Here is a 22,381-nt window from a genome sequence, read left to right on the forward strand (position 1 = left end):
CCCGCATCCGCGAGCTCAGGCCGATCACGGCGATCAGGCCGCCATGAACATCTCGGGCGGCAGCGCCATCAGCGATTCCGCCCCGCCCTCGATCTTCCGACGCAGGGCACCAGCATCCGGCAGGATCCGCTCGGCGTAGAAGCGCGCGGTCACCAGCTTGGCGTCGAGGAACGCAGCCTCGCCCTCACCCGCTGTCTTCAGCTTGGTCGCAGCGACCGCCATCCGCAGCCACATCGTGCCGACCGCGACGATTCCCATCAGGTGCATGTAGCTGACCGCACCCGCGCCGACATTCTCGGGGTTCTTCATGCCGTTCGCCATGAACCACATCGTCGCCGCCTGAAGCTGGCCGTTGGCCTTCTCCAGCGCCTCGGCAAACGTCGCCGTTGCCGGATCGTTCTTTGCCGCCGCGACGTCGTCCGCCACGAGCTTGAAGAACGCTTGGATCCCGCGTCCGCCATTCTGCGCGAGCTTGCGCCCGACCAGATCCATTGCCTGGACGCCGTTGGTGCCCTCGTAGATCATCGCGATGCGGGCATCGCGGACATACTGCTCCATGCCCCATTCGGCGATGTAGCCGTGGCCGCCATAAACCTGCTGAGCGTTGGTCGCGATCGCATAGCCCATGTCGGTGCCATAGCCCTTGATGACCGGGGTCAGCAGGCTGATGATATCGCCGGCCAGCTGGCGTTCCTCCTCCGTCTCGGCATGGTGCTCGAGATCGGCCTGGAGCGCGGTCCACAGGATCAGCGCACGCAGGCCCTCGGTCAGCGACTTGCCCTCCATCAGCATGCGGCGGATGTCGGGATGGACGAACAGCGTGTCCGCCTTCTCCTGCGGCTCCTTCGGCCCGGTCAGCGCGCGACCCTGGCGGCGATCCTGCGCATACTGGACGGCATTCTGGTACGCGACCTCGGCGACGCCGAGACCCTGCAAACCCACGCCGAGACGCGCGGCGTTCATCATGATGAACATCGCCGCGAGGCCCTTCATCTCCTCGCCAACGAGCCAGCCGGTCGCCGAATCATAGTTCATCACGCAGGTCGAGTTCGCGTGGATGCCCATCTTGTGCTCGATCGACCCGCACGTGACGCCGTTGCGCGCGCCGAGCGACCCGTCCTCGTTCACTAGGAACTTCGGCACCACGAACAGTGAAATGCCCTTCGAGCTGTCCGGTGCGCCCGGCGTCTTGGCCAGCACGAGGTGGATGATGTTCTCGGTCAGGTCATGCTCGCCCGACGAGATGAAGATCTTCGTACCAGTGATCGCGTACGAGCCATCCGCCTGAGGCTCGGCCTTGGTGCGGATCAGGCCGAGATCGGTGCCGCACTGCGGCTCGGTCAGGTTCATCGTCCCGCCCCATTCGCCCGACACCATCTTCGGTACGTACATCGCCTTCTGCGCGTCCGAGCCCTTGGCGATCAGCGCGGCGATCGCGCCGTGCGTGAGCCCTGGATACATCGCGAACGCCATGTTCGACGAGATCATGTATTCCTGGAACGCGGTCGACACGACGTGCGGCATCCCCTGCCCACCATATTCGGGCTGGTTGCCGAGCGTCGCCCAGCCGCTCTCGACATACTGCTTATACGCTTCCTTGAAGCCGTCCGGCGTCGTCACCGAGCCGTCCTCGTGCCGTGTGCAACCCTGCTGGTCGCCCGACAGATTGAGCGGGAACAGCACCTCGGCGACGAACTTGCCGCCTTCCTCGAGCACTGCGTCGACGACGTCGGGCGAGGCTGCATCGAAGCCAGGGAGGTTATTGTAGCGATCGAGGCCGACGACATGCTCGAGGACGAAACGCGTGTCGCGGACGGGGGGCGTATACTGAGGCATGGTTTATCCTTGGTTGTCCTGGGCGCGGCTCACTTCGAGAAGGGCCACGAAACTGGTGAGTTCGTCGATGGCGAGATCGATGTCGCGCTTCTGCGCGGTCAGCAGTGCGATCCGCGCCTGGCTGCGCTCGATCACGACCTGACGCTGCGCACGCCGACCGTCGCCGAGATCGTACAGGTCGATCATCTCGCGGATCTCGCCGAGGCTGAACCCGACGCGCTTGCCGCGCAGGATCCAGGCGAGACGCGCGCGGTCGCGGTGCGAATAGATACGCTGAGTCCCGCGACGCTCGGGCGCGATCAGGCCCTCGTCCTCGTAGAACCGAAGCGCGCGCGCGGTCACGTCGAACTCGGCGGAGAGGTCGGAGATCGTGAAGCTCTCGCGATCATGCCGCGGCTCGATCACCGCGTAGGATTGCGGGGTCGCCTGCAATCGAGGGGATGCTTGTGTCGCCATCCCCGGAGAAATAACTCTCGTTTACGTCAACGTCAATTGCCGCAAAGCAACTTTCCCGTTGTCGACCGTAGCGTCGCGGCCTCCGATCGCGATTCGCTGAGCCGGTCGACGGTCAGCGCCGCGAGCGAGGCGCGGCCAGTGCAGAGGGACTCGCAGGCTTCGGGGACTTCGGCGGGAAACACGATGCGATCACCGTCGAAGCGCGCGTCGAACTTGCAGGCACCGAACGCGAGCTTGAGCGCATCGCCTGCGCGCTCCACGGTTCCCGACGCAGCGCACGCTTGATCCTCGCCATAGTCGACGCTGACGCCGATCCGGGCGGTTTTTGCGGTGCCGACCACGCAGACGCGGTCCGTGTCGCGTGCCCATGATCCTTGCAGTGGCGCCTTTGGATCAGGTACGATTCCCGCAGTCTCCGCCGCAGCCTCGAGCCGAGCCCCCGCGCTGTCCGCCACAGCAGTCGTCGGCTCGCGTCCACACCCGCCGAGAACGAGCGCGAGCAGCAGCACGCGTTTCATTCGGCCGGCACCAGCTTGCCTCCCTCGATCCGCCGGAAGAAGCAGGTGCGCTCGCCGGTATGGCACGCCGGCCCCGCCGCATCGACGATCACCCATACCGCATCCTGATCGCAATCGATCCGAAGCTCGGCGACGCGCAGCACGTTCCCCGACGTCTCGCCCTTCTTCCAGAGCTTTTCGCGGCTCCGCGACCAGAAATGCGCCTCGCCGGTCGCCTGCGTTTCCGCCAGCGCCTCGGCGTTCATGTGCGCGACCATCAGCACGTCGCCCGATACGCGATCGGTGACGACCGCGGTCAGGAGCCCGGCGGAATCGAATTTCGGATCGAGCGTCAGGCCCATGTCGCGGCTATGTGTCATGCCACGGATATACCCGAAAGCCGGCCCAATGCGACCAGCGGCGCGCAATGTTATTACAAACAGGCGACAAGCCGGCGATCCGCTCGTATAGGGCAGCTTCCGCACGACGTGAGAACCGGCATGCTGACGACAAACCCTTATGATGACGACAAACTCCGTGAAGAATGCGGGGTGTTTGGCGTTTCGGCCACCGATGGCGCAGCCGCGCTCGTAGCCCTGGGGCTGCACGCGTTGCAGCACCGCGGCCAGGAAGCCGCCGGCATCACGACCTTCGACGGTGCGCATTTCCACACGCACCGCGCGATGGGTCACGTCGCCGGCAACTTCGACCGCGACGACGTTATCCGGTCGCTACCGGGCACCGTCGCCTGTGGTCATGTCCGCTATTCGACGACCGGCGAAACCGCGCTGCGTAACGTCCAGCCGCTCTATGCCGAGCTGTCGACCGGCGGCTTCGCGATCGCGCATAACGGCAACATCTCGAACGCGATGCGCTTGCGTCGCGAGCTCGTCCGTCGCGGCTCGATCTTCCAGTCGACCAGCGATACCGAGACGATCATCCACCTCGTCGCGACGTCGAACTACCGCACGCTGCTCGATCGCTTCATCGATGCGCTCAAGCAGATCGAAGGCGCCTATTCGCTGATCGTGATGACGCCGGAGGGCATGATCGCCTGCCGCGATCCGCTCGGCATTCGCCCGCTGGTGATGGGCAAGCTCGGCGAGGCGGTGATCTTCGCCTCCGAGACGGTCGCGCTCGACGTCGTCGGTGCCACCTTCGTCCGCGCGATCGAGCCGGGCGAGCTGGTGATCGTCCAGGGCTCCGAGATCCGCTCGATCCGCCCGTTCGCACCGATGGCGGCGCGGCCGTGCATTTTCGAGTGGGTGTACTTCTCGCGCCCCGATTCGATCGTCGACGATCACTCGATCTATTCGGTCCGCAAAGCGATCGGCGCGCAGCTCGCGATCGAATCGCCGGTCGATGCCGACCTCGTGATCCCGGTCCCCGATTCGGGCACCCCGGCGGCGATCGGCTATGCGCAGCAGTCGGGCATCCCGTTCGAGCTCGGCATCATCCGCTCGCACTATGTCGGCCGCACGTTCATCTCGCCAGGCGACAAGGTCCGCCATCTTGGCGTTAAGCTCAAGCACAACGCCAACCGCGCGCTGATCAAGGGCAAGCGCGTCATCCTCGTCGACGATTCGATCGTCCGCGGCACGACCTCGCTCAAGATCGTCGAGATGATGCGCGAAGCCGGTGCGGCCGAAGTCCATATGCGGATCGCCAGCCCACCGACCCGGCATTCGTGCTTCTACGGCGTCGACACGCCCGAGCGCGAGAAGCTGCTCGCGGCCAAGCTCGATCTCGGCGGGATGACCGGCTTCATCCATGCCGACAGCCTCAACTTCATCTCGATCGACGGGCTCTACAAGGCGCTCGGCGAGGCGAAGCGCGCGGATGTCCGCCCAAAATATTGCGATGCGTGCTTCACCGGCGATTATCCGACGACGCTGACCGACCATGACGAAGGCTCGGAAGTCGACCAGTTCGCGATGCTCGCCGAACGCGTCATCTGATACTCGCGGAGCTTATATGACCGACAAGCCTCTCGACGGCCGACTGGCCTTGGTCACCGGTGCCAGCCGCGGCATTGGCGCCGCGACCGCGGTCGCGCTGGCGGCAAAGGGTGCGCACGTCGTCCTGACGGCGCGTACGCCGGGTGGTCTCGAAGAAGTCGAGGCGGCGATCCACGCAGCCGGCGGCTCGGCGACAATCGCACCACTCGACTTGGCGGAGAGCGAAGCCATCGGGCGGCTGGCGACGGCGATCGGCGACCGCTGGGATGCGCTCGACATCCTCGTGCTCAACGCCGGCATGCTCGGCTCGCTGTCGTCGGTGCCGGCGATCGATCCGAAGGAAATGGCGCAGGTTCTGACGCTCAACGTCAGCGCGCAGGCGGCCATGATCGCTGCGTTCGACACGATGCTGAAGAAGGCGAAGTCGGCCCGCGTGATCGGCGTGACCTCCAGCGTCGGCCGCAAACCCCGCGCCTATTGGGGCCTCTACGGCGCGTCGAAGGCGGCGTTCGAGACTCTGCTCGGCGCGTACGGCGACGAGATGGCCGAGATCAGCGCTATCCGTACCGCGATCGTCGATCCCGGCGCAACGCGGACCAAGATGCGCGCACGCGCCTATCCGGGCGAGGATCCGAGCTCGGTCAAGGAACCGACAGTCGTGGCCGATCGCATCGTCGCGCTGGCAATCGAAGGTTTTGAAGCCGGTCACTTCGAGCGGGTCGGCTAACCGTTCTCCTGCGAACGCAGGAGCCCAGGATCACAATCGCCACCCCCCGTTACCCTGGGCTCCTGCGTTCGCAGGAAAACACTACCGCTTCACCAGCGTAACCTGCGCGACGTCGATCCCGCCGCCGAGAAACCCGCCCTCGCAATACATCAGATAGTAGCGCCACAACGCGACGAACCGCGCATCGAACCGCGCCGGCAACCGCCCTTCCGCGACCGCGGCATCGAACGCAACCCGCCACCGTCGCAACGTCTCGGCATAGTGCAGTCCGAACCCACGGCGGTCCTCCCACGCGAGCCCCCGCGCTTCCGCAAGCGCGCGAAACCGCGGCTCGGACAACAGCATCCCGCCCGGAAACACGTAGCGCTGAATGAAGTCGACACTCCGCGAATACGAGTCGAAGATCGCGTCGTCGATCGAGATATACTGCAACGCCGCGCGCCCGCCCGGCTTCAACGCGCGCGCGATCGCGTCGAGATACACCGGCCAATATTCCTCGCCGACCGCCTCGACCATCTCGATGCTCGCGACCGCATCGTAGGTGCCGGTGACGTCGCGGTAATCGGTCAGCGCCACGCGCACGCCGTCGAGCCCCGCTGCGCTGATCCGGTCGTCGACCTGCCGCTTCTGCTCCGTCGACAGCGTCAGCGCATGAACGCCGACACCTGCGCGTGCCGCCATCTCGGCGAACGATCCCCAGCCGCAGCCGATTTCCAGGATAGTGTCGCCTGCCCGCGCCCCAGTCCGGTCGAGGATCGCACGCAGCTTGGTCGCCTGCGCCGCCTCATGCGGTTCGGCATCGTCCACCGGCTCGGCGAAAATCGCGCTCGAATAGGTTAGGCTAGGATCGAGCCACGTCTCGTAGAAGTCGTTGCCGAGGTCGTAATGCGCGGCAATGTTCTTGCGCGAGCCGGTCGGGTTGTTGCGCCGCATCCGGTGCCACGCGCGCGCCGCCAACCGCACCACGCCGCCCGACCGTGCCGAACTCCCGAGCGAGCGACGGTTGCGCATGAACAGGTCGAACAGCGGCACCGGATCGGGGCTCGACCAGTCGCCTGCCGCCCAGCCTTCGTACCAGCCGACCGAGCCCGCGGTTGCGAGCCGCACCAACGCGCGCCAGCGGTGCACGGTCACGATGGGCAAAGGCCCCGGAGCCCGTCCGCCGATTAGCCGACGCGTGCCGTCGGGCAAATGTGCATCTATGCCGCCACTCTTCAGCCCGGCGTCGATCCGGTCGAGCAAGCGGTGAAACGCCGGCGCGACGAAGCGCGCGACCGGGGAAACCTGCGCGGTAGGCACATCATCGAAAGCGGGAACGGCAGTCATCGCGGCGCTCCATGCAACAGGGGCCGCGGCTAGGAAAGAGGCAGGCGTCAAACACTCGAACATGAGGACAGCCGCTCACTCGTCCCAAACCGTCATCCTGACGAAAGTCAGGACCCAGAGTTACGGGCGTTGACGTTTACGGCTCTGGATACTGACTTTCGTCAGGATGACGGGGGTTGTGACGGCGGCAACGGCTTACCGCGCGTGCCGCCCGGCTTCGAGCGCCCTCTCCCGCCCTTCGCGGTGGCCGACGATCTTCGCCGGATACGCCTTCGGCCGGCAGCCGGACTCGTCCGGATCATGGATCGCTTCGCCGGTCACCTTCGCCAGTTCCGGCACCCAATCACGAATATAATCCCCCGCATCGAACTTCTCCGACTGCGTCAGTGGCGCCATGATCCGACCGAACATGTTCGAATCCACTCCGGTCCCCGCCACCCACTGCCAGTTCACCGAATTATTCCCGTAATCGGCATCGACGAGGCAGTCCCAGAACCAGCGCTCGCCCTCGCGCCAGTCGATCAGCAGATGCTTCACCAGGAAGCTCGCCGTGATCATCCGCACGCGGTTGTGCATCCAGCCGGTCGCCCGGAGCTGACGCATCCCGGCATCGACGATCGGATAGCCGGTCCTACCCTCCTGCCATGCCTTCAGGTCCGCCTCGGCCTCCTTGCCCGAGCGCCAGGGCAGCTTATCGAACTTCGGCCGCCCGTTCGTATCGCCGTAGTCCGGCATCGTCAGCACGACGCCATCGGTGAAATCGCGCCACGCCAGTTCCTTGCGGAACGTCGTCGCGTCACCGTGACCATCGACAGCATGCCACACCGCACGCGGCGAGATCTCGCCGAAATGGAGATGCGGCGACAGGCGCGAGGTGCCCTCGATCGACGGCATGTTGCGATCGACGTCATAGGCTTCGACGATCGGCGCCATCGCCTTCGCGTTCTTCAACGCCTGCGCCTCACCCGGCGTCCAATCGCCGAACCCGGTCGACCAGTCCGGCTTGGTTGGCAGCAAATCCCACTCCGCCAGCGTCTCGCTCTTCGGCCACTTCGACGGCTCCGGGATCGTCCGCGGCGCGGGCTCGGGATCGCCCGGGGGCATCATCTGGTTCAGCGCCTTCCAGAACGAGGAATACACCTTGAACTGCCCGCCCGACCCCGTCTTCACATCCTCGACGCGGGCAAGATGGTTACCGTCATGCAGGCACAGCCGATCGCCAAGCGCTGCTTCGGCCTTCCGCCACCAAGGCTCGTAATGCCGGATCGCATGCACCTCCTCGGCACCGATTTCCTCCATCAGCGCCGTCAACACCTCGACCGCATCGCCGCGTCGCAGGACCAGCTTCGATCCCTTGTCCGCCAGCGACTTGGCAAACGAGTCGAGCGTGTGATGCAGCCACCACCGCTGAGCGCCGCCCATTGTCCATTTCCCCGGCGCGTCGTCGTCGAGCACGTAGACCGGGATCACCGGCCCGGCATGCGCGGCGGCGATCAGCGCGGGGTGATCGTGAAGGCGGAGGTCCTGGCGCAGCCAGAGAAGAACAGGTGTCGTCATCGCATCCCCAACGCAGCAACCCGCGATCCAGCATCACGCCGCTGCGAAAGATTCCCCCAGCGTCATGATTGCCGCCACGTGCCGCTCGGCGATCGCGAGCGCATCCTCGCCGTAACCACCGCCTACGGTGCTTGCGAGCGGCACGCCGCGCGCGATCGCAAGGCCAGCGACGAGCCGCTCCCGCCTTGCCAGACCATCCAAGGTCAGCGCCAACCGCCCGAGCCGATCGCCCTCGAACGGATCCACGCCAGCTTGGTAGAGGATCAGCTCCGGCCGGAACTCGTCGAGCAAAGGCACTAGGGTCGTCTCCAGCGTCGCCAGATACGCCTCGTCGCCGACCTTGTCCGGCAACGGCACGTCGACCGTCGAACGCGCCTTCCGCACCGGAAAATTCTTCTCCGCATGGATCGAGTAGGTTGCGATCTCCGGCCGCCCAGCGAGCAGCGCCGCGGTCCCGTCGCCCTGATGCACGTCGCAATCGACGACGAGCACACGCGCCACCCGCCCCTCGTCGATCAGCCGCGCCGCCGCCACTGCGAGGTCGTTGAACACGCAAAACCCCGCGCCGGTGTTCGCCAGCGCATGATGGCTCCCGCCCGCGGTGTTCGCCGCGAACCCGTGTTCCAGCGCGAGGCACGCCGCGAGCCATGTCCCGTGTGGGACGATCGCCGCGCGCGACGCCACCGCCGCGGTCACCGGGAAGCCGATCCGCCGCTCCTTCTCCTTCGGCACGTCCGCCCGGAGAACCTCGGCGACGTAGTCCTCGTCATGCACCGCCTCCAGCCAGGCAGTCGGAGTCGTTTCGGCGCGGTGCCACGTCACCGCATCGCCCTTTTCGAGCAGCAGGTCGCGGATCAGTCCGTTCTTGTTCCAGCGATAGGTCGAGCGCGCCGGCGCTGGCGTGACATAGTCGGGATGGTGGACGACATGGATCATGCTCCGTAGGTAGGAGCGCGCCTGCCAACCCCCAAGTTGCCCGAGCCCCAAGCATCTGCGTTGCGGAGATTATTTTGACCGACGTTTCGACCCTGCCCTACCGTCCTTGCGCCGGCATCATGCTCATGAACGCGGACGGCAAGATCTTCGTCGGCCAGCGCAACGATTCGCCGCTGGAGGCATGGCAGATGCCACAGGGCGGGATCGACCCCGGCGAGGACGCCGAAGCCGCCGCGCTGCGCGAACTCGGCGAGGAAACCGGCGTGATCCCGGACAAGGTCGAACTGATCGCCGAAGCGCCCGGCGAGTTCGTCTACGACCTCCCCCCCGAACTGCTGGGGAAAGTTTGGAAAGGCAAATGGCGCGGCCAGACGCAGCGCTGGTTCCTGTACCGCTTCCTCGGCACCGACGCCGACGTGAACATCGCCACCGACCACGAAGAGTTTCGCGCGTGGCGCTGGAGCGATCCCGCCGATCTGCCGCGGCTGATCGTCCCGTTCAAGAAGGCGCTCTACGAACAGGTACTCGCCGCCTTCGCGCCACATCTCGGCGCATAATAGCTTCTCCGCGCAGTTCCCAATCGGTTGCGCGGCCGTTACGGAAACCGGCGTGCGTCGCTTACTCTGCCTCATCCTCGCCCCGCTGTTGCTCGCCAACGCGCCCGATCCGCAATCGGTCATGATTCCCGAGACGATCCGCGCGATGCTCGACGCCGCGCTGGAGGCGGGCAACGAGGCCGACGTCGCGACGATCGCGAAATACGCACGCGCCGCCGATCCGCTCAGCGGCGACGCGGTGCTCGCGGTCGCGGAAAAGTGGAAGGCGGATCGCGCCGAACAGCGTACCCAGGTGATCCGCCAGGCCAGCTTTCTCGACCTTTGGAGCGGCAAGGCGGAGGTCGGCGGCTATCTGACGACCGGCAATTCGAACACGGCGGGCGGCACCGCGGTGATCGATCTCGCCCGCGAAGGCCTGCGCTGGCGTCAGAAATTCCACGCCCAGGCCGATTATCAGGAAAATCTCAACATCACGACGCGCGAGCACTACCTCGCCTCGTACGAGCCCAACTACAAGATCGACGAACGCGCCTATATCTACGGCGTCGCGCAGTATGAAGGCGACCGGTTCCTCGGCTATTTCAACCGCTATTCTACGTCGGTCGGTGCCGGTTACAGCGTGATCAAGACCGCCGGGACCAAGCTCGATCTCGAGCTCGGGCCGGCATATCGCTACACCGAATTCACCGACAATACCGAGCAGAGCAGCATCGCCGCGCGCGGCACCGCGAACTTCAGCATCCGGATCCTCAGCGGTCTGTCGGTCAGCCAGGTCGCGTCCGCCTATGTCCAGCGCTACAACAGCACGCTAAGCGGCACGACCGCGCTGACCGCCAAGCTGATCGGCCCGCTGTCCGCCGCACTGTCGTACAACGTCCAGTATGAAAGCGAGCCCCCGATCGGCTCGGTCTCGACCGACACCACCAGCCGCGCCTCGCTGGTCTACAGTTTCTGACGCTGTTCCCTCGCACGTCCGGCCCCGCTAGGGTCGCATGATGAGGGGACTTTCCAATATCGAGCGCGACGCCGTGGACGCGGCGCGCGCGGCACCGATGCTCGCGCAGGTCGAGGCCTGGGCGGCGGTGAACAGCGGCACGCGCAATCTGGCGGGGCTGGCGGCAATGGCGGGCCTGCTCGGCGACGCCTTCGCGCGATTGCCGGGCGAGGTCACGCTGGTCGAGCCGACCCCGGTCGACAGCGTCGGATCGGACGGCGTCGTATCCTCGCTCCAGCACGGCAAGCATCTGCATCTGGTGGTCAGGCCTGACGCGCCGGTGCGGATGCTGTTCACCGGGCACATGGATACGGTCTATCCGGTCGATCATGCGTTCCAGTCGCTTCGCTGGCTGGACGATGGCCGTCTCAACGGTCCCGGCGTCGCCGACATGAAGGGTGGCCTCGCGGTGATGCTCGCCGCACTCACCGCGGTCGAGGCGAGCCCGGCAGCGGCGCGGATCGGTTACGACGTGGTGATCAACTCGGACGAGGAGACCGGCTCCTTCTCCTCCGCCGCGCTGCTCGCCAGCGCCGCGCAGGGCAAGGTGGCGGCGCTCACCTACGAACCCGCGCTCGCCGACGGCACGCTGGCGGGCGCGCGGGGCGGTACGGGCAATTTCTCGATCATCGTCCGCGGCCGCAGCGCGCACGCGGGCCGCAACCCGGACGATGGCCGCAACGCGATCGTCGCCGCCGCCGATATCGCGGTGCGGCTGGCGAAGGTCCGCGGTCCGCGTCTGGCGGTCAATCCGGCACGGATCGAGGGCGGCGGGCCCAACAACGTCGTCCCCGACCTCGCCATTCTCCGCATCAACTTCCGCCCCGCGACGCTCGACGAGATCGCGCGCGCGCAATCGCATATCGAGTCCGCGGTCGCGATGGTTGCCGCCGAGCACGACGTCCGGATCGAGGTTCATGGCGGTTTCAACCGCCCACCCAAACCGATCGATGCCGGCGCCGCGCGATTGTTCGAGCTGGTGAAGGGTTCCGGCAGCGATCTGGGCCTCGACATCGCGTGGAAGGCAACCGGTGGCGTCTGCGATGGCAACAACATCGCGGCCGCCGGCGTGCCGGTCGTCGACACGATGGGTGTCCGCGGCGGCGCGATCCATTCGGTGGACGAGTTCATGATTCCCGACAGTCTGGCCGAGCGCGCGGCGCTGTCGGCCGTCACCATAATGCGTATCGCGGAGGGCCGTTTGTGAGTTTCAGGATCCGGGCCGCGGTCGACGACGATCTCCAGCATCTCTACGAAATGGCCAAGCTCACCGGCGGCGGATTCACCAACCTGCCCCCGGATCGGCGCGCGCTGACCGCCAAGCTCGAACGCAGCCACGCCGCGTTCGCGCGCACCGACGGCCCGGTCCAGGACGAACTGTTCGTGCTGGTGCTAGAGAATGTCGCGACGAAGGAGGTCCGCGGGACCTGCCAGATCTTCACGCAGGTCGGCCAGAGCTACCCGTTCTACAGCTACCGGATCGGCCAGCTGACGCAGCATAGCCGCGAGTTGAACCGCACGTTCCGCGCCGACATGCTGACGCTCGCCACTGACCTTGAGGGTGCGAGCGAAGTCGGCGGGCTGTTCCTCCATCCCGGCGAACGCGCCGGTGGCCTCGGCCTGTTGCTCGCCCGCAGCCGCTATCTGTTCATCAAGATGCACCGCGCGCGCTTTGCCGACCGCATCCTTGCCGAACTGCGCGGCGTGATCGACGAAGCGGGCGGCTCGCCGTTCTGGGACGGTCTCGCCGGGCGGTTCTTCGGGATGAATTTCCAGGACGCGGATCAGTTCAACGCGATCAACGGCCACCAGTTCATCGCCGACCTGATGCCCAAGCACCCGATCTACACCGCGATGCTCACCGAAAGCGCGCGCGCCGCGATCGGCTTGCCACACCCTTCAGGTCGTGCGGCGATGCGGATGCTCGAGAACGAAGGCTTCGCGTTCGAAAACTATGTCGACATCTTCGACGGTGGCCCGACCATGACCGCGCGCACCGACCGGGTCCGCACCATCGCCGAAGCGCGTCAGAGCCGGATTGCCGCGATAGATGGCGGCGGCGGCGAGCAGGATCTCGTCGCTACCGGGCACCTCGCTGATTTCCGTGCAGCTTTCGGCGACGTGCGCGATGCTGACGACGGGATCATCTTGGCCCGAGACTGCGCCGACGTGCTAGCGATCGGCGAAGGCGATACGGTCCTGCACGTCAGCCGAATCTGAACCGGGACGATCCCGAATGCGTCGGGTTAATTTACAGTTAACCATCCAAGCCCGATCGGGACCGGCAGGATTCGGCCAATGGCACGGGTCTTGCTGATTTCGCGTCATGTGGACCAAATTTGCCCGCCTGTTCGTCGTCAAGACCAAGTTTGAGGCGTTCCTCGTCATCTACGGGCTGGGGCTCGGTGCGGTCGAGCGCGGGATGCATTACCTCCAGCAATACCCGGGCTATGGCGGCTGGCTGTTGTTCGCAGCCTGCCCCATCGCCGTATTCATGGCTGGCGGGCGGTTGATCGACTCGGTGGATCCGTCGCGCGATCGCTAACCGCGCTGCTGGGATAGGTGCAGATAACGCGTCGAGAAATCGGCGAGTTCTTGCAACGCATCCCAGCGCGGAAAGCTGATCCGGCGTCGGTTTCGCGAGATCAGTCCATCGGATTCGAGCGACTTGATCGTCCGGTTTACATGCACCGCGGTCAAACCCAGCGCATCGCCTAGCTGCTCCTGGCTCATCGGCAATTCATAGCCCTCGGGCCCCGTCAGCCCTTGCATGTCGAGACGGATCGCAAACTCGCAAAGGAAGTGTGCGAGCCGTGACCGTGCATCGCGGCGGCCCACGTTCAGGATCCATTCGCGAAAGATCGACGCCTCGACGAGCGTGTTGATGAAGATCGCATTGCCGATCGACGCGCGCGACCGCGCCAGCTCACGCAGCGCGGTCCGCGGGATCGTCGCGACATCCGCACGGGTCAGCGTCTGGACGTTGTGATCCGCGACATCGAGAAAGAGGTGCTGGAAATCGAGCGCCTCGCCGGGGATGTGCATCGACACGATCTGTCGCATGCCCGACCCCGTGAGTTTCTGGCGATAGGCGAACCCCGTCAACAACACCGCGCATTGCGCCGGCGCATCGCCCTCGCGCACCAGATACGACGAGGCCTCGTAGGTCCGGCAGGTGTAGGGAAGCGCGAGCAGCGCCGACCGATCGGCGGCATCGAGGACCGCGTGCGTCTCGAGTTTGCGGACCAACAGCGACAGCGGTCCGGAGGTTGAACTCATAAACGTATTCCCGCAAAAATCGGGGCGGGAGCACAAGCCTCTCTCGGTCGTCAGAGCCCATGCGTCGGCTGACGATAAACGATAATAACATAGAAGGACGCCCGCTATTCACACATATCTTACGAAATATAAATATTACCAAAATAAATATCGCGCGGCCTAGTATGGATAATCTGTGTGATTAGACAGAATTATATCCGAAATTCATTGTTACGATGATCGCGCGATCATGAAATTTAAGCGCGATATATCGCAACGTGCGCCTCTTATTTCGGCTCCATTTTTGGCGAGGCCATCACGATTTCGATCAGATTATTTAGCCGAAAAAATCGTGGATTACCGATGAAATGATTGCGCGGGAGAAACGCCCTTCCACCGCTGGACCAGTCCCGCGAATACCATATCGACCGAGTCGACCTGCGCAGCGAGGCGCTGATGCAGCCGGCCGGCTTCGTCGCGGAACCGCCGGGCAAGGGCATTATCGGGGACGATGCCCATCCCCACCTCGTTCGACACGAACACCGCCCGGCCCCGCATGCTGGCGATCACCGCCAGCAAGTCGATGGTTTGCGCCTCGATATCGTGGTCGCCGAGCAGAAGGTTCGTCATCCAGAGCGTCAGACAGTCGACCACGATGACGCTGGCCGCACCATCGGCGTCCGCCAACGCCTCGGAGAGTGCGATCGGCGCCTCCACGGTTCGCCATCGCGCGTCGCGGTCCGCGCGATGACGGACGATACGATCGACCATCTCGTCGTCAAAGGCTTGCGCCGTCGCGACATAGACCAGATCACTGCCCTGTGCCGCGGCGTGTTCGGCCGCCTGTTCGGCCATCGCCTGCGCATGGCGACTCTTGCCCGAGCGCGCGCCCCCCAGGACCAACAGGGTTTTGCCGAACGACGCGTCCACTGAATACATTTCACACCCCTTCGCGCTTGCGGCGCGCCAACGGAATGACGATGACGCCCGGAAGATCAAGCGAAAGCCCGTCTGATCATGTGAAAGATGATATGTCGGCACTGCGCGTTCATGGAGGAAGGGTCGACATTGCCGCGCGGCTTTATCCCGACGCGCCGCGGCCGTGGCTGGATCTGTCGACCGGGATCAATTCCCAACCCTGGGTGCCCCCCTCCGGGATCGAGGTCGATACGCACGCGCTGCCTTCGCCCGATGCGCTGCTCGATCTCGAGGCGGTGGCGGCGGAGGTGTTCGGCACCACCCCTGACCGCGTCGTCGCGCTGCCGGGCAGCGAGATCGGGCTGCGGCAGCTGGACGCGCTCGACCTCCCCTCCCCGCTCCGGGTCGTCGTCCCGAGCTACGGCACGCACGCAGAGGCTTTCGCGAATGCCCAGTGTATCGACCGCGCGGCGATCGACGGCGTCACGACCGGGACCGTGTTGCTCGCGAACCCCAACAATCCCGATGGCCGGCGCGATGTGCCCGAGCGTCTCGTTGGTCTCGCCCGACGCGGCGTGTGGCTGGTCGTCGACGAGGCGTTTGCCGATGTCGTGCCCGAGACCAGCATTGTGCCACATCTTTCGGCCGACGACCGCGCGGTCGTGTTCCGCTCGTTCGGCAAGTTTTTCGGGCTTGCCGGCCTCCGCCTGGGCTTCATGATCGCGCCGGTCGATCTCGCGGCTGCGATGCGGCGCAGGCTGGGAAGCTGGCCCGTATCCGCGCAGACGATTGCCTATGGGTGCGCGGCCTATCGTGATACCGCTTGGCAAACCGAGGCGCGCCGATCGATTGGTGCGCGCGCCGATCGCCTCGATGCGCTCTTGCGTGGTCATGACATCGCCGCATCGGGCGAATGCCCGCTGTTTCGTCTGGTCGAACACGATGCGGCCGACGCGATATTCGAGCGTCTCGCGCACGCCGGCATCCTAACCCGCCGCTTCGATTATGCGCCGCGATGGCTGAGACTAGGCGTGCCGGGCGACGATGCCGCATTCGCCCGCCTCGATGCAGCCCTCGCGCATGGCTGAGCCCGTCGCCCTGGTCGCGCTGGTGCTGGACATCGCGATCGGCTGGCCAGCGGCGCTTTACGCACGGGTCGGACATCCCGTCGGCGGCTTCGCCCGCCTCATCGGGTATACGGAGAAAAACTGGAACAGGACGTCCTGGTCGTTCGCGAAACGACGCGTCGCCGGCATTCTCGCGCTGACCCTGCTGCTCTGTGTGACGATCGCCACCGCCCTGGCGCTCGTCGCGCTTGCCCGCTTTGCGCTTGGTCCGCTCGCATGGCTCGGGCTGGGCCTGCTGGCGGCACCCGGGCTGGCGATCCGCAGCCTGTACGATCACGTCGTGCCGTGTGCGATGGCGCTCGAAGCCGGCGACCTCCCCGCCGCACGATCCCGCGTCGGGATGATCGTCGGGCGCGACGTCGCGTCACTCGACGAGAGTGGCGTCGCGAGCGCCGCGATCGAGAGCTTGGCGGAAAGCCTATGCGATGGGGTAGTGGCACCCCTGTTCTGGCTGCTCGTGGCGGGCGTCCCCGGGCTGTGGGCCTACAAGGCGATCAACACGGCGGACAGCCTGATCGGTCACCGCGAGGACCGCTGGCGCGCGTTCGGCTGGGCCGCCGCGCGCACCGACGACCTGGTCAATCTGGTTCCGGCGCGGCTGAGCGGCGTCCTGGTCTGCGTCGCGGGGCTCGGCGGGTGGCGAACGATGTGGCGCGACGCCGGCAATCACGCCTCGCCCAACGCCGGCTGGCCCGAGGCAGCGATGGCCGGCGCGCTCGGTCTTCGCCTCGCCGGACCGATCGCCTATGGCGGGCTGACCCTTGCCAAACCCTATATCGGCGATGGCCGCGCCGACGCCACCGCGCTCGACCTTCGCGCCGCGCTTCGCGTCTATCGCCGGGTGTGCGTCCTTCTTGTCGTGATTGCCGGAGGGATTGCATGGGCGCTCTGATGCTCCAGGGAACCGGCTCGGACGTCGGCAAGTCGGTGCTCGTCGCGGGGTTGTGTCGCGCGTTCGTCAACCGCGGACTGTCGGTGCGACCGTTCAAGCCGCAGAACATGTCGAACAACGCCGCCGTCACCGCCGATGGTGGCGAGATCGGCCGCGCGCAGGCGACGCAGGCGATCGCGTGCCGCGTCGAGCCGAGCGTCGACATGAATCCGGTGCTGCTCAAGCCGCAGGGCGACCGCACCTCGCAATTGATCGTCCGCGGCCAGGTCCGTGGTACGCTTGCCGCCGCACGCTGGCGCGAGGGGCGCGAAGGACTGCTGGTCGACGTGCTCGACAGCTTCGAGCGACTGTCGGCCGGCTGCGATCTCGTCGTCGTCGAAGGCGCGGGCAGCCCCGCCGAGATCAACCTGCGCGACGGCGATATCGCCAATATGGGTTTCGCGCGCGCCGCCGACGTCCCCGTCATCCTGGTCGGCGACATCGACCGTGGCGGCGTGATCGCGGCGATCGTCGGCACGCGCGCGGTGATCGATCCGGCCGATGCGGCGATGATCCACGGCTTCCTGATCAACAAGTTCCGCGGCGACCCTGCGCTGTTCGACGATGGCTACCGCGCGATCGAGGCACGCAGCGGATGGCGCGGGTACGGCGTCGTGCCGTGGCTGACCGACGCGATACGGCTGCCGAGCGAGGACGCGGTGATCCTCGAACGCCCGGTCGCCAGTTCGCAACGCCGCGTTACGATCGCCTGCCCGATCACGCCGCGGATCGCCAATTTCGACGACCTCGATCCGCTCCGGCTCGAACCCGGCGTCGCGCTGGTCATGGTGCCGCCGGGCTCGCCGATCCCCGACGTCGACATGATCGTGCTCGCCGGGTCGAAGGCGACGATTCCCGATCTCGCCTTCGTCCGCGCGCAAGGCTGGGACATCGATATCCGTGCGCATCATCGCCGCGGCAAGCCGGTGCTCGGGCTCTGTGGCGGCTACCAGATGCTCGGTCGCAGCATCGCCGATCCAGACGGGATCGAAGGGCCGGCGGGGCGCGTCGACGGACTGGGGCTGCTCGACGTCGACACGGTCCTCACCGGCCGCAAGACGCTCGACCGGGTTCGCGGGCGAGCCCAGGGGGCGGCGTTCGAGGGTTACGAGATGCACATGGGCGCGACGACCGGACCGGCGACCGCGCACCCGGTCGGCCACCGCGCCGATGGCAGTCCCGAAGGCGCGACGAGCGCGGACGGACTGGTGGCGGGAAGTTATGTCCACGGCCTACTCGCACTCGCAGAGCAGCGTGCGGCGTGGCTCGCACGGCTTGGCGTCACGGCCAGCGGGCCCGATCACGGCGCCTCGATCGATGCCGCACTCGATGCGATTGCCGCGACGCTCGAACGTCATGTCGATCTCGACGCGCTGCTGGCGCTAAGCGAGCGCGCCGGCCACCGCGAGCGCGACTAGCAGCCCGGTCTCGACGATCTCGATCCCGGCGCCGTGTGCATCGCCCGTCACACCGCCGAGCGTCCGCCGCAGCCAGGTCGCGACGCCGAGCACGAGCAGCGGCAGGGCGACCAGCGCCGGCACCACGGCAGCGGCAAGCGCGAGCAGCAGCCCCCACCCCAGAAGGTCACGCCCACGCACCGCACCGGCAACCGCTGCGCCGAGGCCGCCAGGACGCAGCGGTGGCAGCAGCCTAGCCCAGACGAGCGGTCCTATCCTCGCGGCAAACGGCACGAGGATCAGCGCCCAGTTCGCTCCCACCGCGTGCAGCAGCACCAGCTTGGCGAGCATCTGACCGGCAATCGTGACGACGCCGAAGCTGCCGATATGCGGATCGGCCATCACTGCGAGCAACCGTGTCCGATCGCCATGCGCGGCGCCGAGACCATCGGCGAGGTCGGCAAGGCCGTCGAGATGCAGCGCGCCGGTCACTGCGATCCAGGTCAGCAGCGCGGCACAGGCGCCCGTCCACGGATCGACGAGTGCACCGAGCCAGCCGGCCGCGGCGACGAGCGCGCCGATCGCAAGGCCAACGATCGGGTAAAAGCGGATCGCCGTCGCGAAATCCTCAGCGCCGACATCGACGCGCGGCATCGGCAAGCGTGTCAGGAACCCGAACGCGACGATCAGCCGCTTCACGTCGCCAGCCCGACGATCTGCACCGTGCGTGGCCGGCCCGGCCAAATGCGTAGCGAGACGAGCGCGGCATAGGGCAGATCGAACGCCCAGACCTGCCGCCGATCGAACCCGCAGAGGTCCGCGAGTGCCGCACGTATCGCGCCGCCATGCGTCACGACCAGCGTCGAGACCGGCGGCATCTCCGCCAGTGCGCGCGCGACACGGTCCTGCAACGCGGACCAGCGCTCACCGTCGGGCGGCGGCGACGCGTCGGAATCGTCGTAGAACGCGGACAACGCCGCGGAGTCGATTGCCGCGGGAGCTAGCCCGTCCCAAGCGCCGAAATCGAGTTCCCGCCAGCGTGGATCGATCTCGACCGGAACACCGCGCGGCTCACCGATCGCCTCCGCACAAGCGCGCGCACGGATCAGATCGGACGCCTCGATCCGGTCCACCGCGAGGCCATCAGCCCGCGTGACACATGCGGCGATCCCCGCTTCCGTCGCCGGGTCGTCTGTGCGCCCGAGCAACCGCCCCGGCACCTCGGGCGCACCATGCCGCATCAGAAACAGCATATGTGCGCTCACGCCGCCGAAACGCCCGCCTCGGCGAACGTCGCCATCTCGGCATGCACCGCAAGCGCCGCCCGGACTAGCAACGTCGCGGTCGCCGCACCGCTCGCTTCCCCTAGCCGCATCCCGAGCGACAGGAGCGGCTCGAGACGCATGCGGTCGAGAAGACGCCGATGTCCCGGTTCGGCGGAGACATGCCCGGCCAGGCAATGCGCGAGGATGTCGGGACAGGCCGCCGCCAACGGCGCGACCGCCGCACAGCAGATGAACCCGTCGAGCATCACCGGTACGCCCGCCAGCCGCGCCGCCACGACAGCGCCCGCAATCGCCGCCAGTTCACGCCCGCCGAGCCTGCGCAAGATCTCGAACGGCGTGGTGAGAGCATCCCGGTGCAACGTGATTCCAGCCTCGACGACCGCGACCTTCCGCCACATACCCTCGCCATCGACCCCCGTGCCCGGCCCGACCCAGTCGCTCGCCGACCCGCCGAAGCTCGCCAAGCACAGCGCCGCAGCGGTGGTGGAATTGCCGATGCCCATCTCGCCAAGCACTACCAGGTCCGGCGCATCCGCGACCGCAGCCGCGCCCGTGTTGATCGCGGCGAGGCAATCCTCCTCCGACATCGCCGGGGCTTCGGTAAAATCCGCAGTCGGCCGGTCGAGGTCGAGCGACGCGATCTTGAGATCGAGGCCGGCCGCGCGCGATAGTGCGTTGATCGCCGCACCGCCATGCTCGAAATTGGCCACCATCTGCGCGGTGACGGAAGCCGGAAACGCGCTGACGCCGCGCGCGACGACGCCGTGGTTGCCCGCGAACACGACCGCGCTGCCGCGATCGAGCCGGGGCAGCGGATTACCCTGCCAGCCGGCCATGAACACCGCGATATTCTCCAGCCGACCGAGCGAGCCCGGTGGCTTGGTCAGTTCCCCCTGCCGCGCGATCGCCGCGGATCGCGCCGCGGCGTCCGCCTGCGGCAAGCCGCGTAACGCCGCCAGAAACGCAGCGGGCGTCGCGAACGCGGTCATTCGACGACGAACCCGGCGGGCGGCGTGCGGGTGATGAAGTGACCCTTCACGCCTTGCGGCCATTGCTTGAACGGCACCTGCCCGAACGCGCTCTCGCCGTAGAGCTTTGCATAATCGAGGATCGCGCGGGCGGCGTCTTCGGTCGGCTCGAACCGGCCGAGCACATAGCCGACCTTGGCCGGCGCGCGCAGATGGATCGTGCAGAACTCCTGGCAGGCGAACAGGCACGGCATCTCCTGCACCGCGACGTCGGCATAAGCGGGATCGCTCGCCTGCACCGCCTTCAATGCGTTGACGAGCCGCGCGCCGCCACGCACGCCTTCACCGTCATCGCGGGCGTCGGTGGAATGGCGACACGTATTGCACGCGACCACCGCGACGCCGTCGTCGACGGGCTTCAGCATGTCCGTTCCCGGACGATCTCAGAACGTTGTGAACTTGGCATAGGAACCCCTTCGGACAGTCGGTCCCGCACCGCGCGAGAGGCCGAAGGCGCACGCCTCCAGCCTTCGCGCGACGCGAAGCGATGTCGTCGCTCGGGGTGTTACCCGTCCGTTCGGCGCACCCTGGCCGGACGAAAGACGACCGCGACGGGCAGGTCTCCTGGCTCGCGGGTCAACGCCGTCCGCGCCGCCTTCTCGGGACCATCCCAATGGCATGAGGCACGATGGCTCGCCGCGTACAGTTGCAGGGGCAGCCGGGGGTTTCCCGTTCCCATTTTCATCCCCCTCCGCGCGAGCATCGGGGGAACCTGTCGCGGAGGGAGCGATAGGCGGGAGGAAGACACGACGCAAGACACGGCTACGTCGGTTAGAAGTCCGCCAGCAGTCCTCACGCCCTCCCGTCATCCTGACGAAAGTCAGGAGCCAGGGTAACGGGCGGCGGCCGTCGTGGCTCTGGGTCCTGACTTTCGTCAGGATGACGGAGCTTTGGGTCAGCAGCGCGACCGACCCAACCGCCGTCTGAAACCCGCCTAGAACTCCACACCCGCCTGCGCCTTCACCCCCGATCGGAACGGATGCTTCACCTGCGTCATCTCGGTCACAAGATCTGCCACCTCGATCAACGCATCCGGTGCGTTCCGCCCGGTCACCACGACATGCGTCATTTCGGGCTTCGCCGCCAACGCCGCCAGCACCTCGTTGACCGGCAGATACTCATACCGCAAAACGATGTTCAGCTCGTCCGCCACCACCATCGCGTACGACGGATCCGCAACCATCCGCTTCACCTCGTCCCAAGCCTCGCGCGCCACCGCGATATCGCGCGCGCGATCTTGCGTGTCCCAGGTAAAGCCCTCCCCCATCGGCTTGAACTCGCACAACGCGGGGAACGCGTCGAAGACCGCCTTCTCGCCCGTCGTCATCGCGCCCTTGACGAACTGCACCACGCCGACCTTGCGCCCATGCCCAATCATCCGCACCGCCATGCCGAACGCGGCGGTCGACTTGCCCTTGCCCTTGCCGGTGTGGACGATGATCAGGCCTTTCTCGATCGTCTTGCTCGCAACGATCCGGTCGTGGACCTCCTTGCGCTTGGCGCTCTTGGCATTCTGTTCGTCGTCGGTCCGCATGATCAAGTCCTCTCGTCCTCCCGATGGCGGATCGCGCCGCGCGGCGCTAGAGCGACCG

Annotated in this window: 24 protein-coding genes and 1 riboswitch; of the genes, 10 read left to right on the plus strand and 14 right to left on the minus strand. The window is 66.5% G+C overall.

Translation table 11 applies throughout. The features are described from left to right. Window positions 1-33: 33 nt before the first annotated feature. Genes ASG20_RS04510 through hisI form a run of 4 tightly spaced genes read right to left on the minus strand, consistent with a single transcriptional unit; the run spans window position 34 to window position 3,169 of the window. A complete protein-coding gene (locus tag ASG20_RS04510) occupies window positions 34-1,836 on the minus strand; it encodes an acyl-CoA dehydrogenase C-terminal domain-containing protein (RefSeq protein WP_056049046.1) in 1,803 nt (600 codons plus the stop codon). Window positions 1,837-1,839: 3 nt separating this feature from the next. Beyond that, on the minus strand, window positions 1,840-2,292 hold the full coding sequence (locus ASG20_RS04515) for a MerR family transcriptional regulator (RefSeq protein WP_056049049.1): 453 nt from the start codon (window positions 2,290-2,292) through the stop codon (window positions 1,840-1,842). Window positions 2,293-2,324: 32 nt separating this feature from the next. Next, entirely contained in the window at window positions 2,325-2,810 is a 486-nt protein-coding gene (locus tag ASG20_RS04520) for a hypothetical protein (protein WP_056049052.1), read from the minus strand. Continuing rightward, on the minus strand, window positions 2,807-3,169 hold the full coding sequence (gene hisI / locus ASG20_RS04525) for a phosphoribosyl-AMP cyclohydrolase (RefSeq protein WP_056049055.1): 363 nt from the start codon (window positions 3,167-3,169) through the stop codon (window positions 2,807-2,809). The genes ASG20_RS04520 and hisI overlap by 4 nt, the downstream gene beginning before the upstream one ends. A 120-nt stretch (window positions 3,170-3,289) precedes the next feature. On the opposite strand from hisI, the gene purF reads away from it, so the two are divergent. Together purF and ASG20_RS04535 are read left to right on the plus strand one after the other, a co-directional pair. Continuing rightward, entirely contained in the window at window positions 3,290-4,747 is a 1,458-nt protein-coding gene (gene purF / locus ASG20_RS04530; RefSeq protein WP_056049057.1) for an amidophosphoribosyltransferase, read from the plus strand. 16 nt (window positions 4,748-4,763) lie between these two features. Next, entirely contained in the window at window positions 4,764-5,474 is a 711-nt protein-coding gene (locus ASG20_RS04535) for an SDR family NAD(P)-dependent oxidoreductase (RefSeq protein ID WP_056049060.1), read from the plus strand. Between the two features lie 81 nt (window positions 5,475-5,555). Here ASG20_RS04535 and ASG20_RS04540 read toward each other — a convergent pair whose 3' ends face one another. The 3 genes from ASG20_RS04540 to ASG20_RS04550 all read right to left on the minus strand — a co-directional run bounded on the left by ASG20_RS04540 (window position 5,556) and on the right by ASG20_RS04550 (window position 9,293). After that, complete coding sequence (locus ASG20_RS04540; protein WP_056049063.1) at window positions 5,556-6,800, minus strand: SAM-dependent methyltransferase; 1,245 nt, start codon at window positions 6,798-6,800, stop codon at window positions 5,556-5,558. Window positions 6,801-6,995: 195 nt separating this feature from the next. Beyond that, on the minus strand, window positions 6,996-8,357 hold the full coding sequence (locus tag ASG20_RS04545) for a cryptochrome/photolyase family protein (RefSeq protein WP_056049066.1): 1,362 nt from the start codon (window positions 8,355-8,357) through the stop codon (window positions 6,996-6,998). Between the two features lie 33 nt (window positions 8,358-8,390). Beyond that, window positions 8,391-9,293: a histone deacetylase family protein gene (locus ASG20_RS04550; RefSeq protein WP_056049069.1), complete on the minus strand. Its 903-nt coding sequence runs from the start codon at window positions 9,291-9,293 to the stop codon at window positions 8,391-8,393. 74 nt (window positions 9,294-9,367) lie between these two features. Here ASG20_RS04550 and ASG20_RS04555 point away from each other — a divergent pair, with 74 nt between their 5' ends. The 5 genes from ASG20_RS04555 to ASG20_RS04575 all read left to right on the plus strand — a co-directional run bounded on the left by ASG20_RS04555 (window position 9,368) and on the right by ASG20_RS04575 (window position 13,389). Next, window positions 9,368-9,850: an RNA pyrophosphohydrolase gene (locus ASG20_RS04555; RefSeq protein ID WP_056049072.1), complete on the plus strand. Its 483-nt coding sequence runs from the start codon at window positions 9,368-9,370 to the stop codon at window positions 9,848-9,850. Between the two features lie 52 nt (window positions 9,851-9,902). After that, window positions 9,903-10,805 (plus strand): DUF481 domain-containing protein, encoded by a 903-nt coding sequence (locus tag ASG20_RS04560; protein WP_056049075.1) that lies wholly within the window; start codon window positions 9,903-9,905, stop codon window positions 10,803-10,805. Between the two features lie 40 nt (window positions 10,806-10,845). Further along, entirely contained in the window at window positions 10,846-12,051 is a 1,206-nt protein-coding gene (locus ASG20_RS04565) for a hydrolase (RefSeq protein WP_056050434.1), read from the plus strand. Continuing rightward, the gene (locus ASG20_RS04570) at window positions 12,048-13,064 is read left to right on the plus strand and encodes an arginine N-succinyltransferase (protein WP_056049078.1); all 1,017 of its coding nucleotides are present in this window, start codon (window positions 12,048-12,050) and stop codon (window positions 13,062-13,064) included. Before ASG20_RS04565 ends, ASG20_RS04570 begins: the two co-directional genes overlap by 4 nt. Before the next feature lie 106 nt (window positions 13,065-13,170). Continuing rightward, a complete protein-coding gene (locus ASG20_RS04575; protein ID WP_056049081.1) occupies window positions 13,171-13,389 on the plus strand; it encodes a hypothetical protein in 219 nt (72 codons plus the stop codon). On the opposite strand, the gene ASG20_RS04580 is transcribed toward ASG20_RS04575, so the two are convergent. Then, window positions 13,386-14,123: a Crp/Fnr family transcriptional regulator gene (locus ASG20_RS04580; RefSeq protein ID WP_056049084.1), complete on the minus strand. Its 738-nt coding sequence runs from the start codon at window positions 14,121-14,123 to the stop codon at window positions 13,386-13,388. The two genes, ASG20_RS04575 and ASG20_RS04580, sit on opposite strands and share 4 nt — an antisense overlap. A gap of 336 nt (window positions 14,124-14,459) precedes the next feature. Continuing rightward, a complete protein-coding gene (cobU, locus tag ASG20_RS04585) occupies window positions 14,460-15,032 on the minus strand; it encodes a bifunctional adenosylcobinamide kinase/adenosylcobinamide-phosphate guanylyltransferase (protein ID WP_269083204.1) in 573 nt (190 codons plus the stop codon). Between the two features lie 101 nt (window positions 15,033-15,133). Here cobU and ASG20_RS04590 point away from each other — a divergent pair, with 101 nt between their 5' ends. From ASG20_RS04590 to ASG20_RS04600, 3 genes are read left to right on the plus strand one after another with little or no spacing between them, the layout of a single operon-like run. After that, entirely contained in the window at window positions 15,134-16,108 is a 975-nt protein-coding gene (locus ASG20_RS04590) for a threonine-phosphate decarboxylase (protein WP_056049092.1), read from the plus strand. Beyond that, window positions 16,101-17,039, plus strand: a complete 939-nt coding sequence (gene cbiB / locus ASG20_RS04595) for an adenosylcobinamide-phosphate synthase CbiB (protein ID WP_056050435.1) — start codon at window positions 16,101-16,103, stop codon at window positions 17,037-17,039. The genes ASG20_RS04590 and cbiB overlap by 8 nt, the downstream gene beginning before the upstream one ends. Further along, entirely contained in the window at window positions 17,027-18,496 is a 1,470-nt protein-coding gene (locus tag ASG20_RS04600) for a cobyric acid synthase (RefSeq protein WP_056049094.1), read from the plus strand. Before cbiB ends, ASG20_RS04600 begins: the two co-directional genes overlap by 13 nt. Here ASG20_RS04600 and cobS read toward each other — a convergent pair. From cobS to cobO, 5 genes are all read right to left on the minus strand, one after another. Next, a complete protein-coding gene (cobS, locus tag ASG20_RS04605) occupies window positions 18,461-19,174 on the minus strand; it encodes an adenosylcobinamide-GDP ribazoletransferase (protein WP_056049098.1) in 714 nt (237 codons plus the stop codon). The genes ASG20_RS04600 and cobS overlap by 36 nt on opposite strands. Continuing rightward, complete coding sequence (locus tag ASG20_RS04610) at window positions 19,171-19,728, minus strand: histidine phosphatase family protein (protein WP_231420422.1); 558 nt, start codon at window positions 19,726-19,728, stop codon at window positions 19,171-19,173. The genes cobS and ASG20_RS04610 overlap by 4 nt, the downstream gene beginning before the upstream one ends. Window positions 19,729-19,736: 8 nt before the next feature. After that, complete coding sequence (gene cobT / locus ASG20_RS04615) at window positions 19,737-20,750, minus strand: nicotinate-nucleotide--dimethylbenzimidazole phosphoribosyltransferase (RefSeq protein WP_056049105.1); 1,014 nt, start codon at window positions 20,748-20,750, stop codon at window positions 19,737-19,739. Further along, window positions 20,747-21,154, minus strand: a complete 408-nt coding sequence (locus tag ASG20_RS04620; RefSeq protein WP_056049106.1) for a DUF1636 domain-containing protein — start codon at window positions 21,152-21,154, stop codon at window positions 20,747-20,749. The genes cobT and ASG20_RS04620 overlap by 4 nt, the downstream gene beginning before the upstream one ends. A gap of 172 nt (window positions 21,155-21,326) precedes the next feature. Continuing rightward, window positions 21,327-21,520: riboswitch (cobalamin riboswitch) on the minus strand. Window positions 21,521-21,723: 203 nt separating this feature from the next. Then, entirely contained in the window at window positions 21,724-22,323 is a 600-nt protein-coding gene (gene cobO, locus ASG20_RS04625) for a cob(I)yrinic acid a,c-diamide adenosyltransferase (RefSeq protein ID WP_443025872.1), read from the minus strand. Between the last annotated feature and the right edge of the window lie 58 nt (window positions 22,324-22,381).

Source organism: Sphingomonas sp. Leaf198 (genome assembly GCF_001424005.1).
Classification (GTDB): domain Bacteria; phylum Pseudomonadota; class Alphaproteobacteria; order Sphingomonadales; family Sphingomonadaceae; genus Sphingomonas.

Excerpts from the sequence above, each read along its gene's own strand:
- cobT (WP_056049105.1), bottom strand. The coding sequence starts at position 20,750 with ATGACCGCGTTCGCGACGCCCGCTGCGTTTCTGGCGGCGTTACGCGGC.
- cobO (WP_443025872.1), bottom strand. The coding sequence starts at position 22,323 with ATGCGGACCGACGACGAACAGAATGCCAAGAGCGCCAAGCGCAAGGAG.
- ASG20_RS04545 (WP_056049066.1), bottom strand. The coding sequence starts at position 8,357 with ATGACGACACCTGTTCTTCTCTGGCTGCGCCAGGACCTCCGCCTTCAC.
- ASG20_RS04620 (WP_056049106.1), bottom strand. The coding sequence starts at position 21,154 with ATGCTGAAGCCCGTCGACGACGGCGTCGCGGTGGTCGCGTGCAATACG.
- ASG20_RS04520 (WP_056049052.1), bottom strand. The coding sequence starts at position 2,810 with ATGAAACGCGTGCTGCTGCTCGCGCTCGTTCTCGGCGGGTGTGGACGC.
- cbiB (WP_056050435.1), top strand. The coding sequence starts at position 16,101 with ATGGCTGAGCCCGTCGCCCTGGTCGCGCTGGTGCTGGACATCGCGATC.
- purF (WP_056049057.1), top strand. The coding sequence starts at position 3,290 with ATGCTGACGACAAACCCTTATGATGACGACAAACTCCGTGAAGAATGC.
- ASG20_RS04590 (WP_056049092.1), top strand. The coding sequence starts at position 15,134 with ATGTCGGCACTGCGCGTTCATGGAGGAAGGGTCGACATTGCCGCGCGG.
- ASG20_RS04510 (WP_056049046.1), bottom strand. The coding sequence starts at position 1,836 with ATGCCTCAGTATACGCCCCCCGTCCGCGACACGCGTTTCGTCCTCGAG.
- ASG20_RS04515 (WP_056049049.1), bottom strand. The coding sequence starts at position 2,292 with ATGGCGACACAAGCATCCCCTCGATTGCAGGCGACCCCGCAATCCTAC.
- ASG20_RS04575 (WP_056049081.1), top strand. The coding sequence starts at position 13,171 with ATGTGGACCAAATTTGCCCGCCTGTTCGTCGTCAAGACCAAGTTTGAG.
- ASG20_RS04580 (WP_056049084.1), bottom strand. The coding sequence starts at position 14,123 with ATGAGTTCAACCTCCGGACCGCTGTCGCTGTTGGTCCGCAAACTCGAG.
- ASG20_RS04610 (WP_231420422.1), bottom strand. The coding sequence starts at position 19,728 with ATGCTGTTTCTGATGCGGCATGGTGCGCCCGAGGTGCCGGGGCGGTTG.
- ASG20_RS04600 (WP_056049094.1), top strand. The coding sequence starts at position 17,027 with ATGGGCGCTCTGATGCTCCAGGGAACCGGCTCGGACGTCGGCAAGTCG.
- hisI (WP_056049055.1), bottom strand. The coding sequence starts at position 3,169 with ATGACACATAGCCGCGACATGGGCCTGACGCTCGATCCGAAATTCGAT.
- ASG20_RS04535 (WP_056049060.1), top strand. The coding sequence starts at position 4,764 with ATGACCGACAAGCCTCTCGACGGCCGACTGGCCTTGGTCACCGGTGCC.
- ASG20_RS04565 (WP_056050434.1), top strand. The coding sequence starts at position 10,846 with ATGAGGGGACTTTCCAATATCGAGCGCGACGCCGTGGACGCGGCGCGC.
- ASG20_RS04550 (WP_056049069.1), bottom strand. The coding sequence starts at position 9,293 with ATGATCCATGTCGTCCACCATCCCGACTATGTCACGCCAGCGCCGGCG.
- ASG20_RS04540 (WP_056049063.1), bottom strand. The coding sequence starts at position 6,800 with ATGACTGCCGTTCCCGCTTTCGATGATGTGCCTACCGCGCAGGTTTCC.